The sequence below is a fragment of the Streptomyces sp. NPDC014676 genome (assembly GCF_043084105.1).
Lineage (GTDB): Bacteria > Actinomycetota > Actinomycetes > Streptomycetales > Streptomycetaceae > Streptomyces.
Window position 1 is genome coordinate 12606 of the sequence record NZ_JBIBZI010000020.1, and the last position, 16790, is coordinate 29395.

The following is a 16790-nucleotide window of genomic DNA, read 5'->3' on the forward strand; positions in this document are numbered from 1 at the left end:
GGGCCGGCGGGCACCGCATCAAAGCGCCGGGCCTCGGCCTGCGATGCCCGTGAGTGACGTCAGCGAGGTGTGCACGCGCCAGCGCTCTATCTGCTTCGGGTATTCGCGTTCCGCAGTATGTCGCCGGCGATCCAGCCGACCGCCATGCTCGCCGCCTCCGCGTCACTGGAGGTGAAACCGGGCATCACCGATGCGTCGGCGACCCTCAGCCTGTGTGTACCGCGGACCTGGAGCTCGTCGTCGACGACCCCGCCCGGTCCGAGGGCACAGGTGCCGACCGCGTCCTCGGTGAACCCGTGTTCCAGCACGTACCGCAGTACGGCGTCCGGCTCCACGACGTCTGTCCCCGGGAACGTTTCGGTCATCGCCGACGCGAACGGTTCGGTCGCCAGAATCTCCCGCACCCTGACGAAGGCCGCGACGGTCAGTGCCTTGTCGTGATCGGTGGCCAGGTAGCCGGGCACGAGCAGCGCCGGGTCCCGAAGGGCCGGTCCTGTGATGTGGACCGAACCGATACTGGTGGGCGACCGGGGACAGAAGGCCACAGTCGCCTCATTCGAGCCGGCTTCCCCGGCGTCACCGCAGCGGTCCGCCACCGGGGCGGAGGTGAACAGCAGTTCCGTGTCAGGGCCCGATGCCCCACCGTGCGAGCTGAGTACGGCCGGGACAGATGTGTCACCGCGCGTCGGCACGTCAGGGCGCCTCAGTACTCTGCCGACCTGCGCCTTCCATCGCGCGGCCAGGGGGAGCGGTTCCGGGTCGCGGCGGTCTCTTACGCCGTCGGTCCGCAGGGTGAACCCGGCTCCTCGGCGTTGCCTGAGATTACTGCCTACGGCCGGGTTCGCCGCGACGAGATGCACGCCGGCGGCGGTGAGCACCTCCGGGTCCCCGACGCCGCTTCGCTCGAGCAGCAGGGGATTGCCCACCGTTCCCGCACAGAGGATGACCTCGCGCCGGGCAGTGAACCGTATGGTGCGCCTGGGAGTCTCGGCCTCGACCCCGACGGCGGTCGTGCCGTCGAAAAGGATGCGCCGGGCCGTGCAGTGCAAGCGGACACGGACGTTGCGGCGCCGCGCGTGTCCGTGCGTAGACGAGCGGGCCGTACTCCTGCGGGCGCCGGTCGGCATCAACTGCAACGGATGCGCCGCCTGTTCACGACCTCCGCCGAGGTCCTCCACCGTTTCGATCCCCTGGCGCGTCAGCGCCTGGATCCACAGCTCACTCACCGCGTCGGGCGGACTCACGGTTTCGGCCGGCTGACGGCCGCCGTCGTCGTGCAGTCCGGCGGCATGCCGCTCCATGGCCGTGAAGGCTTCCAGAAAACGAGCCGAGTTCCAGCTGGTCACGCCGGCCGCCTCCCACGTCTCGTAGTCCGTCTCCCCTCCCCTGCCCCGTACCGTCCCGCTCGCCGTCGTCGATCCACCGGAGATGAAGCCCGTGCGCCTGTGTCCCAGCCGTCTCACCGTGAGCGGCTGGGGTGCGTGCTGATTGCGATGCGGCGGAGAAGTCGGTGTCTGGGCGAACCGCGCCGGCATGTGGTGCCGCTGATGCGCCTCAGGGCCACCGGCTTCGATCACCAGAACCCGGTTCTGGGGGTTCGCGCCGAGCCGGTGAGCCAACGCCGATCCCGCGGCCCCGGCTCCGACAATGATGTAGTCCACGACTTTGTTGGATGACACGCCAGCTCCATACGCGCTTGGAATCGGGGAAACGCCACGGTGACGCCCCGCCCCAGGACACGGCTCACAGGTGGCGGGACGATCCGGGTACTTGTCGCGACCGCGTGACTCATCACCGTCGAGTCGTGTGTGGTCAGGACGTCCTCGACCTGAGCCGGTCGAGCTTGTCGCCGAGGCTTCCGACGGCGATCGAGAGGTGGCCGTGTCCGCTCTCGAAGTGGGCACGGGCGGTCGGCAGACGTCCGGCCAGCCACCGGCCGTGTGCGACCGGCACCATCCGATCGAGGTCTCCGTGCCACAGCTCGACGGGAGCGGCGGTCACGTGCCCCGGGGCGAAGCCCCATGGTCCGGTCAGTGCCTGCAGGTCCTGCAACCACCCCTCGTCACCGGCGGCGAGACCGTGATTCAGGTGCACGGCACTGTCCGCGCCGTAGGCACCGGTGACCTCGGCGACATCCGGCGCGGGCAGCAGGCTGGCGACCCCGGAGGCGAGATCCGCCGGGGCGTCCCGGACGAGCGCGGCCATGCGCGATACGACCACACGCTGCTCACGCTCTCCCTGGGATTCGCTGCCGAACTGCACGATGTTCTGCGCCCCCATGCCTTCGACGAAGTCGAGACCTTCGGCATCGTGTGGTGCGAACGAGGCGATGAGCAGCACTCCGGATACACCCCGCGCGTCCGCCACCGCGGAGGCCAGCGCGTGCGGACCGCCCGCGGACCACCCCACCACCAGGTACCCATCGACCTGCAGGTGGTCCATCAGCATGCGGCAGTCCTCGGCAGTGCCGAGGAGCGTACGTCCAGGGAGCGGAGTGGACAGGCCATATCCGGCCCGGGAGTAGGTGACGACGCGGTATCCCCTGTCAGTGACCGAGTCGAGGATCGAGTCCATGGGAATCGCCGAGCCCGGCATGCCGTGGTGAAACAGAACGACCGGTCCGTGCTCGGGCCCCCGGACGGCGAACTCGAGCACACGGCCGTCTTGCAGGTACATCGACTGCAACCCCATCGACTCAATCCTGTTCATCAGATGTTCTGTGGCCCGTCCGGTACGTCATGAGGTCGGGCAAGAACGCGTCGTGCGCCGTGGCGCGCTGCCGGCCGATGCGCGAGCAATCGCCGGCTACGGACGCCGCTCCTGCCTCCCTCGTGTCCTCTTCTCCCTCGGCAGCCGCCTCGGGACGAGGGGCGCGATCAGCGTCCGTACGCTTCCAGCAGCCGCAGCCATACTTCGCTCACCGTGGGGTACGCCGGAACGGCATGCCACAGTCGGTCGATGGGGATCTCTCCGACCACCGCGATCGTCGCGGCATGCAGCAGTTCGGCGACGTCCGGCCCGACGAGCGTGAAGCCGACGATCACCTTGCGGTCCTCGTCGACGACCATGCGGGCGTGTCCCTCGTACCCGTCGGCGTGCAGTGCCGATCCGGCGACGGCACCCAGGTCGTAGTCGACCACGCGGGTCCGGAGACCTGCGGCCTCTGCAGCGGCGGCGGTCAGGCCCACCGACGCGATCTCCGGCTCGGTGAAGACCACCTGCGGCACGGCGCGCTCGTCCGCCGTGGAGGCGTGGCGGCCCCACGGACTGTCGTCGACCGCTTCTCCCTCGGCGCGCGCCACGATGACGTCGCCCACGGCGCGGGCCTGGTACTTGCCTTGATGAGTCAGCAGAACACGTCGGTTGACGTCGCCGGCGGCGTAGAGCCACCCGCCGTCGAGCGGCGCCTTGTCGGTTCCCACGACCCGCAGGGTGTCGTCCACCGTGAGCCAGGCTCCGGGTGTCAGTCCTACGGCCTCGAGCCCGAGGTCCTGGGTGTTCGGGGTACGGCCGATCGCGACGAGGACCTCGTCGGCTTCGATGTCCTCGCCGTTGGTGAGCGTGAGGTGCACGGTGCCGTCGCCGTCCCGCTTCACGGCTCCGGCCTCTGCGCCGAGAAGCACCGTGACTCCGGCTTCCCGCAATGACTTGGTGACCCGTTCTCCGACGAACGGCTCCGCGAGCGGCAGGACACCGTCGCGGGCCAGCATGGTCACGGAAGCGCCCAGCGCGGTGAACGCCGTCGCCATCTCCGAGGCCACGACGCCGCCGCCGATGACGGCGAGCCGGCGGGGAATCGTACGCGCGGCAGCGGCCTCCCGGCTGCTCCACGGCTTCGACTCGAGCAGACCGGGGATGTCCGGGAGCAGCGCGGAGCTGCCGGTCGCCACCACGACCGCGTGACGTGCGGTCAGCTCGGTCGCGGTACCGGACTCGTCGGTGACTTCCACGACCCGGTCGGCGCTGAGCCGCCCCTGCCCGCGGTACAGGGTGATCCCGACCGAGTCGAGCCAGGACACCTGCCCGTCGTCCTTCCAGTCCGAGGCGAAGGAGTCACGACGACGCAGCACCGCCGCGACGTCGAGGTCACCGGAGACCGCCTCCCGCGATCCCGGCAGCCGCCGGGCCGCGCGCAGCGCGGCCGTGCTGCGCAACAACGCCTTGGTCGGCATGCAGGCCCAGTAGGAGCACTCACCACCGACCAGTTCCCGCTCCACGATGGCGGCCGTCAGCCCGCCCTGCACGACCCGGTCGGCGACGTTCTCTCCGACAGGACCGGCGCCGATGACGATGACGTCGTAGGTGTGGTTGCTCATGGGTCAGGCCTCCTTGGCCGTGCGGCCCAGGCGCAGGGCCGAGATGAGGAAGAAGATGCCGCCCGGGACGGCATAGCCGATCGCGCCGGCGAGCGTGGGGTTGTCCGCACCGGCGGACGCGACGAACGAGCCGCCGGCCAGCACCGAGATGCCGCCGCTGAGGATCATCGCCCACTGGCCACCCAACTTGCGACGGGGAACCGCCACGATCAGCTGGACCAGTCCGGACACGATCGCCCAGGCTCCCCACACCCGCAGCACCGCGGGAATGCCGGACGTGGCGGCGATGGCCACGCCGACGGCGGCGATGAGGCTGACCGCCATGTTGACGTAGAGCAGGACCGGTGACCGGGTCTCGCTGGTGGCGTTCGCGTCGACGATGGCCGCGCCCACGTCGAACAGCGGATACACGACCAGCAGCACGGCCGCGACCGGGCTGATCTCCTTGGCCATGGTGAACATCACCAGGGCCCAGGCGATGGCGAACCCGAACCGGACGAAGTACAGCCTGCGCAGGGCGGAGGCTGTTCCGGTGGTGGTTGGCGGAGCAGCGAGGGTGGTCACGGCGATCCTTTGGTGGGAAACGAGGAAGGGCGTAGTTCGGAAGTCGCTCTCCGGTCGGGCTGGCCCCGCCCCAGAGAGACTGAACGTTCTGTCCATCAAGGCTGGCAGGAGTGGCGCGACTTGTCAATACCGAACGTTCTACCCATCGACGACACACCCTCCCGGCAAGACGGAACATCCTCCATTGACCGCACGGGAGAACGTCTGCGACAGTTGCAGATAGAACGTTCGTTACCTCACATTCCCCGGTGGTAGGCACTGCGACGGCGCCCATCCGGAAACCGGTCCGCTCGAACGTCACAGCCACCATCTCCGAGAGGCAGGACGCGTCATGAGACTCCGTTCCCTGTGGCGCACCGCCGTCACCACCGGCGCCTTCCTCCTGCTCGGAGCCACAACGGCCCCTGGCAGGGCCTGGGGACCGGGAAGCGATCTTCGTTTTCGCGATCGGGTCCCCTCCCTCTGCGCGGCACGTGGACGGACTCCTCCTGCCGGCCCGTGAAAGGTCGTCACGATGGCCTCGATTCGCCCCTCGTCACCAGCGTGCCGAGGGGCGACGAAACCGGTCGCCGGGCTGAAGGGTGCCGGCGCGAAGGCCCCGCCCATCCGGGTCTGCCGCTCGCGTGCGAAGTCACCGAAGGCGTTCGCGCCGCTCCAAGCCCTCGCGACCGAGCCCTTCCTGTGGCCGCCGACTTCGGGGCACGGTCCCAGCGGCTTCGGCTGCGGGACGTGGTGTTCAACCGCTTCGAGAGCACGGCCTCCCTCCGGACGGCCGGCCCACGGGTCGGTGCCGACGATCACGTACGCCTGTGAATCATTCACCGGGACGTGGCCGCGGTGTCGTCCTCGACGTCTGATCGTCTCGGGCAGGCTCTGATTCGGCCGGCGTCTCACCCATGGCGAGACCGCCTCTACTGCTCTCGCACCTGGGAAAGTGCCTTTCCTTCCTGGGTCTCAGGTGTCTCGGGATCGTGTGCGCCGACGATCTTCGAGGGGGTCTCCAGGGAGAGGACGCGTTCAGCCCGCAGCGACAGGAGGGACGAGACGAACAGGAGCACGGCGATGAGGATCGACACCGCGGTGATGGCTTCGGTCGACCCGTACGTGTCGGCTGCCGCGTAGAAGATGCCGCCGATGATCGCGACCGACAGGGCGGCGCTGATCTGGAGGGTCGCGCTGACCAGACCGCTGGCCAGACCGGCGAACGCGCGCGGAATGTGAGTCACCGTGATGCGGATCAGGGACGGCAGGGCGAGCCCTTGACCGAAGCCGATGAGCGCCAGGGGTGCGGCGGCCCACGGTGTCTGGTCGAACGCGGCGACGAGTCCGGCGAAGGCGAGGAAGCCGATGGTCTCCAGGCACAGGCCGAGAGCGGCGATCCGGCGCGGCATGATCCGCATGAGGTGCGGCACGGTCAGCGGCCCGATCAGGAAGCCGATGCCCAGCGGCAGGATGTCCAGGCTCGCCTCGAGCGGGGTGCGGCCGACGGCCTGCTCGTGCTCGGAGAAGATGAGGAAGAACGCGGCGATCGAGTAGAACAGGGCGACCGCCACCAGGGAGATCCGAACGCCGGGTGCGGTGACGGCCCGGGGCGGCACCAGAGGCATGACGTGTCGGCCGCGCGACCGGTTGCCGTCGAAGGCGGACTCATACCGCCAGAACCCGTGCAGCACGCCGGCCGCGACGACGAACAGGACGAAGCACCACCAGGGCCAGCCCAGGGCCTGTCCCTCGAGCAGCGGGATCACGATTCCGGCGAGACCGGTGAAGAGCAGGACGGCGCCGACCCAGTCGAGTTTGTCCGCGCCCCGGGTGTGCGGGTCGTGCAGGAACAGGCTGCCCAGCAGGCCCAGGGCGGCGACGGGCAGGTTGATGAAGAAGATCGACCGCCAGCCCAGGCCCCAGATGTCGGCGGTGACGAGGAGCCCGCCCAGCGACTGGCCGATGACCGCGGCGAGTCCGAAGGTCGCGCCGTGGAAGCCGAGGGCGATCGTCTGGTCCCGGCCGTCGAGGCTCGCGCGGATGAGGGCCAGCGACTGCGGCGCCATCAGCGCGGCGGTCAGGCCCTGCAGGACGCGCCCGACGACAAGGAGCCAGGGTTCGCCGGCCGCTCCGCACAGCAGCGAGGCGAGGGCGAACCCGACGAGGCCGATGAGAAAGACCCGTCGCCGCCCGTACAGATCGCCGAGACGGCCACCGAGCGTGAGCATCACGGCGTAGGTGGCGGCGTAACTGGCCACGATCTGCTGGCCCAGGATGTCGCCGCCACCGAGGTCGTCCTGAATCGAGGGGATGGCGAGGTTGACGATGAAGAAGTCGAGTGGCGGCAGCAGCGTGCCGGCCAGCAGTGTGAGGACGCCCACCCATGTCCGGGCGGACGTACTTGATGTCGAAGTCATCGCTTGGCCCTGTTGTCGGCAACCATCGTCCCGGCCCGCTCTCCCCAGAGGGCCAGCAGAGCGTCGGCGGAACGTTGCATCGTTTCGGCGGGCACGCCGTCGCGTGCCTGAGTGGAGATGCCCATGAGGAACCCGTAGACGAGACCGGCCATGGCTTCCGCGTCCGTCCCCGGCGGCAGCACGCCTTCCGCGATCGCCTGCCGGGCCCTGTCCAGGACGCGGGAGCGGGTGATGTCGCGACGCTCGGCCACCATCCGGTAGACCGGGTCGTCGGAGTCCGAGATCGGGGCGGCCAGCACCATCATGCAGCCCAGCGGGTGTTCCTTGTCGGTCTGCATCGCGATCGACCGGCTCAGGGTCTGTCTGACGGCCTCCTTCGGATCCAGCGTCTCGTCGGTCAGCGGGTCCAGCGCGCGCCCGTAGGTCGCGCGGTAGTGCGCGATCGCTTCGGCGAACAACTCGGCCTTGCTGCCGAACAGCTGGTAAAAGCTCGCCGACGGCATGCCGCCCATCGCCTCACGCAGTTCCGCGACGCCGGTCGCCTCATAACCCCGCTGCCAGAAGACACGCACGGCGATCTCCAGCGCTGGTTCCCGCTCGAACTTGCGGGGCCGCCCCCTGCCGCGTCGCACAGTCTCATGGGGTGTGTCCATAATTGAAGACTACTCGATCTAAAAATAGGAGTCAACGGGCGAACACCGATCGGACGAGCGCGGAGCTTGGGATGATGGAGCGTCAAGTCCCTTCACAAAACGTGTAGTTGGGCATCAGATGTGCCAAATGAGGAACCGACACCGCCGCAAAGCGGCGGTGTCGGCGTGATACTTGCAACCTCAGTACGTGAAGGAGACACCCCGGAGCCGGGAGGGGGTGAGGTCGGTGTAACGAACGATGTCGTTCATCACCTCCTCGGTCTCCGGCGAGCCGAACGCCGCGATGGCGGCCCGCTGGTCGCGGAATTCGTTCACCGCGACGACCACGATGTCCCCCTCACCCTTCGGATAGACAGCGGTGCTCGACACCAGGCCGTACTTCTCCCATGCCTTGCGCACCATCGGCATGTGCACGGACTCGAAGTAGTCATGATCGAATCGGAAGTTCTCACCGTTCGACCTGTAGGTCACGTAGACGGTTTCCACGGGTTCCTCTCTCATCACTTCTTTTCGGAACGGCCGGCGCATCCACCGGCCGGGAGCTGACTAGGCGGGCAGGCGGCCCACGAACTCGAGCAACAAGGCACGGAAGGCCTCGGGCTGTTCCAGCGGGGCGAGGTGTCCGGCGTCCGGGAGGACGGCGACCTCACCGGCGCCGAGCTCGTCGCTCAGGCCGGCTCCGCCTTCGAAGAAGTCGGGCATGTCGAGTTCACCGACGCCGACCAGCGTCGGGACGGTCAGGGCGCGCAAGGCGTCCGCGTCCTTGCCCAACGGATCCGCCGCCACTCTCGGTTCGCCGTAGGCGACGCGCGCGACCAGTTGGTTGCGCATCATGACGGCCGCCTGCGCGCGGACGTCGTCCGATGCCTTCGGCGACGTCCACGCCTCGACACCGGCCCGCACGGCGGCGTCGATGTCCCCGGCCTCCAGCGCGGCCCGCTCCCTGTCCCACGCGGTCCGCAGACGGGAGGAGGGCGGCAGGTCGTGCGGTCGGTAGCCGATGGACACCAGGCCCTGAACGCGCTGGGGCTCCGTGACGGCGATCTGAAGCGCCACCAGGGCACCGAGCGAGTTCCCGGCGAGGACGAAACGGTCGACACCGAGGTGGTCGAGGGTGTCCAGCACATCGGTCCAGGGAGTCGTCTCGTCGCGCAGAACCGAAGCGGCGTCGCCATGGCCGGGCAGGTCCACGGCGATGGCCCGGACACCGGCATCGGCGAGCGGGCGCAGGTGTGCCCGCCACATGGTGCGGTCGGTGGGCCGGGCGTGCAGCAGGACGATCGGCCGGCCCAGGCCGGCTTCGTCGAACGGGAGTATCACGGTTGTCTGGTTCTCTCGGACACAGTGGATGGCACCGGCCAGTCGGTCGATGCGGAAAGAGGGCTCGCGTGGAGCCGGAGATCGTCCTGTTGCGCTCCGCACGACGGTCCCTCGGACGGGGTGCGGGCGGCAGCACTTCGCAGTCGGACCGCCTCGACCGGGCGCGTCCGTGCCTGCCGCCGACCGGGCCCCGGCCGCAGAGCTCCGGTCGGGCGCCGGCTATACGGCCGCGTCGAGTTCCGCCAGTTCCGCTTCGCTGAGGCGCAGTCGGGAGGCGGCCAGGTTCTCTTCCAGGTGGGCGACCTTGGACGTGCCGGGAATGGGCAGGACGACGTCGGAGCGGTGCAGCAGCCAGGAGAGCGCCACATTGGACGGGGTGGAGCGGTGTGCCGCGGCGATGTGGTCGACCGGCCCCCCGGGGCGTGCCAACTGGCCCGCGTCGACGGGCGCCCAGGGGATGAACCCGATGCCGTGCCGGGTGCAGTGGTCCAGGACGTCGGCGGAGCTGCGGTCGGCGAGGTTGTACCGGTTCTGAACCGTGGAGATGTCCGCGATCCGTCGCGCCTGCTCGATCTGGTCGACCGTGACCTGCGACAGTCCGATCGCGACGATCTTGCCTTCGTCCTGGAGGTTCTTCAACTCGCCGACCTGTTCCTCCAGCGGGACCTTGGGGTCCACACGGTGGAGCTGGAACAGGTCGATCTGGTCGAGGCCGAGCCGCCGCAGACTCATCAGCGCCTCCTGGCGGAGGTACTCCGGGCGGCCGACCGGCGGCCAGGCCTTGGACGCGAGGCGCACCAGCTCGTTTCCCCGCCTGATGACGTCCGGGCCGTTGCGCGTGAGGCCCGCCTTGGTCGCGATCAGTACATCGTCCGGATAAGGATGGACGGCCTCCCGGATGATCTCCTCGCTGATGTAGGGCCCGTACGAGTTGGCGGTGTCGATGAGCTGCACGCCGAGTTCGACGGCACGCCGGACGACACGCACGCACTCGGCGCGGTCCTCGGGCTCGCCCCAGATGCCGAGTCCGGTCAGCCGCATGGCACCGAAGCCCAGGCGAGCGATCTTCTTCCCGGCGATCTCGTAGGTGCCCACGCTGTCGGCGAGGGAGGTGTTCATGATCGGGTGTCACCCTTCTCCGGAGTTGTGTCCTCGCCGGCGTCCTCCGGATCGGTGGCCGCCTGCTCGGCCAGACTGCGCAGGAGGACCAGACCGTCGTGACTGGCGCTGCCGGGTTCGGCGCTGTAGACGGACAGATGCTGTCCGGGGGCGCTCGTGACCGCGAAGGTCTCGAAGTGCAGCCGCAGTTCCCCTGCGCGCGGGTGCACGAAGTGCTTCTTCTCGCGGGTCCGCGGACGCACCTCGTAACGAGCCCAGAGGTTCGAGAACGCCGGGCTGTGCAAGGTCAGTTCACCGACGACCCGCTCGATGCGCTCGTCCGCGGGGAATTGTGAGGACGACGCCCGCAGATTGCTCACCGCGAGACGCGACGCGGCGTCCCAGTCACCGTAGAAGGACTTCGCGTACGGGTCCAGGAAGATCATGCGCAGCAGGTTGTCGTACCGGGCGAACCCGCCGTAGAGCTCGCGCGCCATCGCGTTCGCGCCCAGGATGTCCTGCGCCGCGCCGACCAGGAAGGCCGGCACGTCCGGCATGCCGTCCATCAGCCGGACCAGCTCCGGGGCGGCGGTCGGCGAAGCGGCCGCCCGCGCCCCGAACACCGGCAGGCCGAGCCGGAACAGATGCACGGCGGCGTCGTCGTCCAGTCGCAGGGCGCCGGCGATCGACCGCAGCACCTGGTCGGAGGGATGCCGTTCCCGGCCCTGCTCCAGCCGGATGTAGTAGTCCGTGCTCACTCCGGCGAGCAGGGCCACCTCGTCGCGCCGGAGGCCCGGCACCCGTCGGGGACCGTCGTCGGGCAGACCGACGTCCTGCGGCAGGATCAGTGCTCGACGGGCTCGCAGGTACTCACCGAGCTTGTTCTCGCTGTCCACCCTGACGACAGTAATCCGGACCGGCTCCCGGGGCGTGGGTGCGGTGCACCCACTCTGGCCGAGCCGGGGCTGCGTCCTCGCGCCCGTCATTCCTGCTGCTCCGTCGGCCGGACCAGGATCTCGTTCACCGCGACGTGGCGCGGCCTGGTGACGATGAAGGCGATGGTGTCCGCCACGTCCGTGGGACGCAGGCATTCCATCGCGGTGTAGCGCTGGTACATCCGGTCCCGGACGTCGGGACGGTTCTGGAGGGGCAGCTCGGTCTCCACCGCGCCGGGCTCGACGAGCGAGACCCGCAGGTGGCGCTGTGTGACCTCCTTGCGGAAGGCCTCGCCGAAGGCGGTCACCGCGTACTTGCTCGCGTTGTAGGCACCACCCCCGCCGCGGACCATCCGCCCCGCGGTGCTGCTGACCAGGACGATGTCGCTGACTCCGCGGGGACCGTCGGCCGCCGCTTCGAGCAGGTGGGGAGCGGCCGCGTGGGCCGTGTACATGAGCCCGAGGGTGTTGAGTTCGATCATGCGGCGCCAGTCGGCGGTGTCCGCGCCCGTGATCGGTCCGAGGATCATGACGCCCGCGTTGGCCACCACGGTGTCGAGGCGGCCGTACGTGTCGACGGCGCGGGCGACGGCGGCGCGGGCCTGCTCTTCGTCGGTGATGTCGGCATCCACGGCCAAGGCCTGGCCACCGGCGCTTTCGATCTTCTCGACGAGTGCGTCGAGCCGGTCCGCGCGACGGGCCACGACGGTCACACGTGCGCCGAGCGCGGCGAGGGTGAGCGCGGTGCCCTCGCCGATTCCGCTACTGGCTCCGGTCACGAGAGCGACGGTGTCGGAGAGGGGACGGCCACTGGCCGAGGCCGGACCCGGGGCCGCGGCCTCGGTCACCGGGAACGGTGGGCGTGTGTGTACCGCGTCCAGGTCGTGAGAATGACTGGTCATGAGGTCGACGGTAGGAGTGTTCCGGCCCGCGTGGGAGGGAGCGGTACCCCCACCCGGGGAGATCGAGACGATCCGTGACCACACCGACCAGGCCGGCGACTGCGCGCATGCGGCTGTGCGGCGGCCAGCCGATCACCACCGTCACAGGCGGGCGTCCCGGACCGGTACCGCGGCCAGGTCGTGACACATGTCGGCGACGGCCGCATCGGGAACGACCACGGTGGTCGGCCGAGCGCGCTCAGCCGGAGGAGCTGCGCCAGGTTCCGTATCTGCGCGCCCGGTCCTTCCGGCCGTCTGCCGTCGGGTTCCGGCCGGCAGATGCCATGGGAAGCCCTGGCAGCGTGGTGATGTCGGCCCATTCGGATACGGGTAGAGCTCGGGTGAGGCCGGCGGCCCCGCACGCCAGTCTCGATCAGGAGATCGCCCTCGAGCCGATCGGGCACAGAGCCTGCAGGGCGTGCGGCACGTCCCTCACCGGGCTACCGCGCCCAGCCGCGTGGGGCCCGGCCACCACCGCTGTCCCGTGCTCGCAGCCTTGTCGAACGCCGAGGGCAGGTCACCGGCGAGCCATCCAGCACCGGAATGGCACCAGACCATCCACCTCATCGCACAGCCTGTCCCCGAGGAGACTGCCAGGGTCCGCACCGTCCCTGAGCAGGTCGGGCCGGAGCGCCCCGGGCGCCCCGGTCCAGCCCCCCCCCCGCAGGTCCCTCCCTTCCGGTGATCCGCCCCGCCCGGCCGAGACGGAGATCCGCCCAGTCCGCCCAGGGCCTCAGCGACGGCCTAGCGGCCCCTGCTGACGCGCAGCGTGGCGATCTCGAAGGGGCGCAGATCGAGTTCGATGGCTCCTTCCGGACTCCACTTCCGCTGGTCAACCGCGCGTTCGAGCAGATCGGTCAGCCAAGCCGCCTCGAAGTCGAAGTCGAGCTGGATCGTCGTACGGGCACGCGCTCCGGACGCCTCGTAGAAACGGATGATCACGTCGCCGGAACGGTCTTCGGCGAGTTTGACCGCTTCCACGAAGACGGACGCCGCGGAGACCGTCACCACGGGCTCCACGCCCTGGCGGGCACCGGTCACGGCTCGCGCCGGCAGATTCGTACGGTAACCGGCGGACGCGGCGTCGACGACGCCGCCGGCCACACCGAGGACGGTGCGCAGGACGTGGACGCCTTGGTCGGCTTCGGGGTCGGGGTACTTCGGTGCGCGGAGCAGGGACTCACGCACCAGCGTCGTGGTTCCGCCGTCCTCACGGACGGTGCGGGTGATGTCGTGGCCGTAGGTGGAGGTGTTGGCGACCACGGCTCCGAAGTCGCCCTCCGCCACGTGCACCCACCGATGCGCGACCGTCTCGAACCGGGCGTGGTCCCAGGAGGTGTTGACGAAGGTGGGGCGCCGGACATGGCCGAACTGGATCTCCGAGGCCGCCTCGTCGGCGCGGAGGTCCAGCGGGAAGGCGAGCTTGAGGAGCTTCTCCTGTTCGTGCCAGTCGACGACCGTCTCGATCTGCAGCTCGCTGTCGCTCTCCGCCAGCCGGTACCGCTGGACGATCGACGACTTTCCGTAGGTGTGACTCACCACGAGCGTGCGGTCGACGATCTCGACGGCGTCCGGGGTGCGCAGCTCGGTCATCGACCGTTGATAGGCGCGGTCGATGTCCCAGGCCTCGAACATGTTGGGGATGTCGCGGAAGATCTGCAGGACGGACGCCGCCTCCCCCGGGGCGACGAGGTCCCGGCCGGTTGCCCGGTCGACGAACGAGGTCAAGCGGCCGTTGCCGTCGAAGCGAGCGGTGACCTGCCCGTTCTGCAACACGTACCCGGCGTCGGCCCGGACCGGAGGGACCGCGGGGTCGTCCGGGGCGGAGTCCACGATCACGGCGCCCAGGGCCGGGCTGGGACCGGCAGCCACCGGCGCGGCGTTGAAGACGACCCGGGCATCGCCGCGGCCGGCCAGGGCACGCTGGGCGGTGTCGATGAGAGCCTCCAGGCGGACCGCCACGTCCTGGTAGAGCTCCTCGGCCTCGTCGTGCACCCAGGCGATGGCGGATCCGGGGAGGATGTCGTGGAACTGCTGCAGCAGGACCGTCTGCCAGATCGACTCGAGTTCGTCGTACGGGTAGTCGATGAGCCCCTTCACCGCGGCGGTCGCGCTCCACAGTTCGGCCTCGCGCAGGAGGTGCTCACTGCGCCGGTTGCCCTGCTTCGTCTTGGCCTGGCTCGTGTAGGTGCCGCGATGCGTCTCCAGGTACATCTCGCCGTACCAGACGGCGGGATCGGCCAGCGTCCGCTTCGCCTCGTCGAAGAACTGCGTCGGTGAGCCGAGCGTGACGCGGGGGGCGCCTTCGAGGTCGCGGTTGCGGTGGGCCGCGGCCAGCATCTCGGGGGTGGGGCCACCGCCGCCGTCGGACCAGCCGAAGAGGGTGAGGGACGTGTTCGCGGCGCCCTGTTCCGAGTACTGCCGTTGTGCCTTCGCCAGGTCACCCGCGCTGAGGTCCGAACCGTAGGTGTCGTTCGGCGGGAAGTGGGTGAAGATCCGGGTGCCGTCGATCCCCTCCCAGAGGAAGGTGTGGTGCGGCATCCGGTTGGTGTCGTTCCACGAGAGCTTCTGCGTCAGGAAGCTGTCCGTGCCGGCACCGCGCGCGATCTGCGGCAGCGCCGCGGTGAAACCGAACGAGTCCGGCAGCCACGTCTCGCGGGACAGGACGCCGAACTCCCGGAGGAAGAAGTTCTGGCCGTACAGGAATTGGCGTACGAGGGCTTCGCCGCCGGGCATGTTGGTGTCGCTCTCGACCCACATGCCGCCGACCGGGATGAACCGTCCTTCGTGGACCCGGGCCCGGATGCGCTCGAACAGCTCCGGGTAGAACTGCTTCACCCAGGCGAACTGCTGGGCGCTGGTGGCGGCGAAGACGAAGCCGGGATCGGCGTCCATCAGGGTCAGCACGTTCGAGAAGGTGCGTGCCGCCTTGCGGACCGTCTCCCGGGTCGGCCACAGCCAGGCCGAGTCCAGGTGTGCGTGCCCCACCGCCACGATCGCGTGCGCACTCGAGTGGGCGGGTGAGTCGAGGACCCCGTTCAGTTCGCGGGCGGCCGCCGCGGTCGTGTTGCTGACGTCGTCGGGGTCGAGGGCGTCGCACATCCGCTCAAGGGCGTGGCGGATCGCCGCTCTGCGCGGGGAGGCGGGGTCGAGCTGACCCATCAGCCCCATGAGCACGGAGACGTCCTGGAGCAGCGAGTCCACGGCCGGGTCGCGTTCGACCAGGGCGAGTTGGCGCAGCGTGTAGATCGGGTCGGTGCCCGCCGTGGCCTTGTCCCCGAGGTGGACCGTGCGGGACCGGGTGGGCGCGGCGAATCCCGAGGGCAGCGGCGCGCCCCCGGCCGCCGAAGCCAGGGTCGTCACGAAGAAGTGCTCGAGCAGGTTGGGGTTGGACGCGGCTTCGACATAGAAGTCGATCCCCGTGCCGCGGACCGGGTCGATGTCGACCACGTGGTTGAAGGGTTCGATGCCCTTCACGATCGAGCCGTCGGGGCGGTAGACCATGCCTTCGGCCTGGAAGGCCGGCAGCAGACCGCTGAAGCCGAGGTCCACGAGCATCTGGACGGTCGTGCCGTCACGTCCCCAGTCCGCGGGCACCTCTCCGGTGACGTGGAACCAGGTCGTGCCCCAGGGCTTGCTCCACCGCTGCCCGACCGAGAACGGCTCGAAGGTCTGGGCGACGGCCTCACTGAAGGGGACGGGTTCGTCGGGTACTTCCCACGCCGTCACCGTCAGCGGCGAGGTCCGACGGTAGAGGTGCGGGGCCAGCCGGGAGCTGACCACATTGCCGATGCGGAGCTGCGCCTGGGTGTCGTCGTCAAACATGTCCGCACGGTAACAGCAAAAAGCTCCGAGTGGAACTTTTTGTTTCGCTAGGGTTGGGGCGGTTGCACGCCGAGCCGCGGAGGGGCCGCCGAGATGACGAAGAACGCCGAGGGCAAGGCATCGCCGGTGTCGGGCCAGGGGTCCCGCGGGCGCTACCCGAAGGGGATCCTCCGCCGCCAGCAGATCCTCGACCGCACGGTCGAGGTCTTCGCCGACCTCGGGTTCGAGGGCACGTCGCTGCGGGCGATCGGTGAGGCCATCGGAGTCAGCCATGCCGCACTCCGGCGCTACTTCGAGACGCGCGAAGAGCTCTTCCTGGAGGTGCTGCGGGAGAAGGACCGCCAGGCGCTGGCCGCGGCCCACGACAGCGGCACCGCGCCGGGATTCGCCGCCATGTCCGCCAACTACGTGCTCAAGACGCCGGGGCTCATGGCCCTGCGGCACAGCATGGTCGCACGCGCACTCGAACCGGGGCACGGACGCTCACGCGAGTTCTTCCGCGACCGCTACCGGTCGGTCCGGCAGGAGGCCCGGCTCGTCCTGCAGTCCGCCCGGGAACAAGGAACCGTACGCAGCGACATCCCCCTCGACACCGCGGCCTCCCTTCTGGTCGCGGCGATGGACGGCCTCTCCACGCAGACGCTCCTCGACACCGAGGCGGACATGTCGGCCGGCATGGCCCTGCTGGAGCAGCTCCTGGCACCGGCGGCCACCGAGGCTCCGCACGGAACCTGACCGC

Annotated in this window: 13 protein-coding genes; 1 reads left to right on the top strand and 12 read right to left on the bottom strand. The window is 69.6% G+C overall.

The window, feature by feature from the left end; translation table 11 throughout:
- Positions 1 to 86: 86 nt before the first annotated feature.
- The 12 genes from ACF1DX_RS35400 to ACF1DX_RS35455 all read right to left on the bottom strand — a co-directional run bounded on the left by ACF1DX_RS35400 (position 87) and on the right by ACF1DX_RS35455 (position 16051).
- Positions 87 to 1679 carry a GMC family oxidoreductase gene (locus ACF1DX_RS35400; RefSeq protein ID WP_391795253.1) on the bottom strand — a complete coding sequence of 531 codons (1593 nt, stop codon included), beginning with the start codon at positions 1677 to 1679 and terminating at the stop codon, positions 87 to 89.
- Positions 1680 to 1812: 133 nt separating this feature from the next.
- Positions 1813 to 2709, bottom strand: a complete 897-nt coding sequence (locus tag ACF1DX_RS35405; RefSeq protein WP_391795254.1) for an alpha/beta fold hydrolase — start codon at positions 2707 to 2709, stop codon at positions 1813 to 1815.
- 167 nt (positions 2710 to 2876) lie between these two features.
- Positions 2877 to 4316 (bottom strand): dihydrolipoyl dehydrogenase family protein, encoded by a 1440-nt coding sequence (locus ACF1DX_RS35410; protein ID WP_391795255.1) that lies wholly within the window; start codon positions 4314 to 4316, stop codon positions 2877 to 2879.
- A 3-nt stretch (positions 4317 to 4319) separates the two neighbouring features.
- Positions 4320 to 4880, bottom strand: coding sequence for a hypothetical protein (locus tag ACF1DX_RS35415; RefSeq protein WP_391795256.1), 561 nt, complete (start codon positions 4878 to 4880; stop codon positions 4320 to 4322).
- Between the two features lie 911 nt (positions 4881 to 5791).
- Positions 5792 to 7279 (bottom strand): MFS transporter, encoded by a 1488-nt coding sequence (locus tag ACF1DX_RS35420; protein ID WP_391795257.1) that lies wholly within the window; start codon positions 7277 to 7279, stop codon positions 5792 to 5794.
- Positions 7276 to 7932 (bottom strand): TetR/AcrR family transcriptional regulator, encoded by a 657-nt coding sequence (locus tag ACF1DX_RS35425; RefSeq protein WP_391795258.1) that lies wholly within the window; start codon positions 7930 to 7932, stop codon positions 7276 to 7278. The genes ACF1DX_RS35420 and ACF1DX_RS35425 overlap by 4 nt, the downstream gene beginning before the upstream one ends.
- 180 nt (positions 7933 to 8112) lie before the next feature.
- On the bottom strand, positions 8113 to 8433 hold the full coding sequence (locus ACF1DX_RS35430) for an EthD family reductase (RefSeq protein ID WP_391795259.1): 321 nt from the start codon (positions 8431 to 8433) through the stop codon (positions 8113 to 8115).
- A gap of 45 nt (positions 8434 to 8478) precedes the next feature.
- Positions 8479 to 9252, bottom strand: coding sequence for an alpha/beta fold hydrolase (locus tag ACF1DX_RS35435; RefSeq protein WP_391795260.1), 774 nt, complete (start codon positions 9250 to 9252; stop codon positions 8479 to 8481).
- 219 nt (positions 9253 to 9471) lie between these two features.
- Positions 9472 to 10371 carry an aldo/keto reductase gene (locus ACF1DX_RS35440; protein WP_391795261.1) on the bottom strand — a complete coding sequence of 300 codons (900 nt, stop codon included), beginning with the start codon at positions 10369 to 10371 and terminating at the stop codon, positions 9472 to 9474.
- Positions 10368 to 11246 carry a helix-turn-helix domain-containing protein gene (locus tag ACF1DX_RS35445; RefSeq protein WP_391795262.1) on the bottom strand — a complete coding sequence of 293 codons (879 nt, stop codon included), beginning with the start codon at positions 11244 to 11246 and terminating at the stop codon, positions 10368 to 10370. Before ACF1DX_RS35445 ends, ACF1DX_RS35440 begins: the two co-directional genes overlap by 4 nt.
- A gap of 86 nt (positions 11247 to 11332) precedes the next feature.
- The gene (locus ACF1DX_RS35450) at positions 11333 to 12064 is read right to left on the bottom strand and encodes an SDR family NAD(P)-dependent oxidoreductase (protein ID WP_391795263.1); all 732 of its coding nucleotides are present in this window, start codon (positions 12062 to 12064) and stop codon (positions 11333 to 11335) included.
- A 906-nt stretch (positions 12065 to 12970) separates the two neighbouring features.
- On the bottom strand, positions 12971 to 16051 hold the full coding sequence (locus ACF1DX_RS35455; protein WP_391795264.1) for an alpha-mannosidase: 3081 nt from the start codon (positions 16049 to 16051) through the stop codon (positions 12971 to 12973).
- A 93-nt stretch (positions 16052 to 16144) separates the two neighbouring features.
- Between ACF1DX_RS35455 and ACF1DX_RS35460 the strand changes: the two genes are divergently transcribed.
- Positions 16145 to 16786, top strand: coding sequence for a TetR/AcrR family transcriptional regulator (locus ACF1DX_RS35460; RefSeq protein WP_391795265.1), 642 nt, complete (start codon positions 16145 to 16147; stop codon positions 16784 to 16786).
- Positions 16787 to 16790 lie beyond the last annotated feature (4 nt).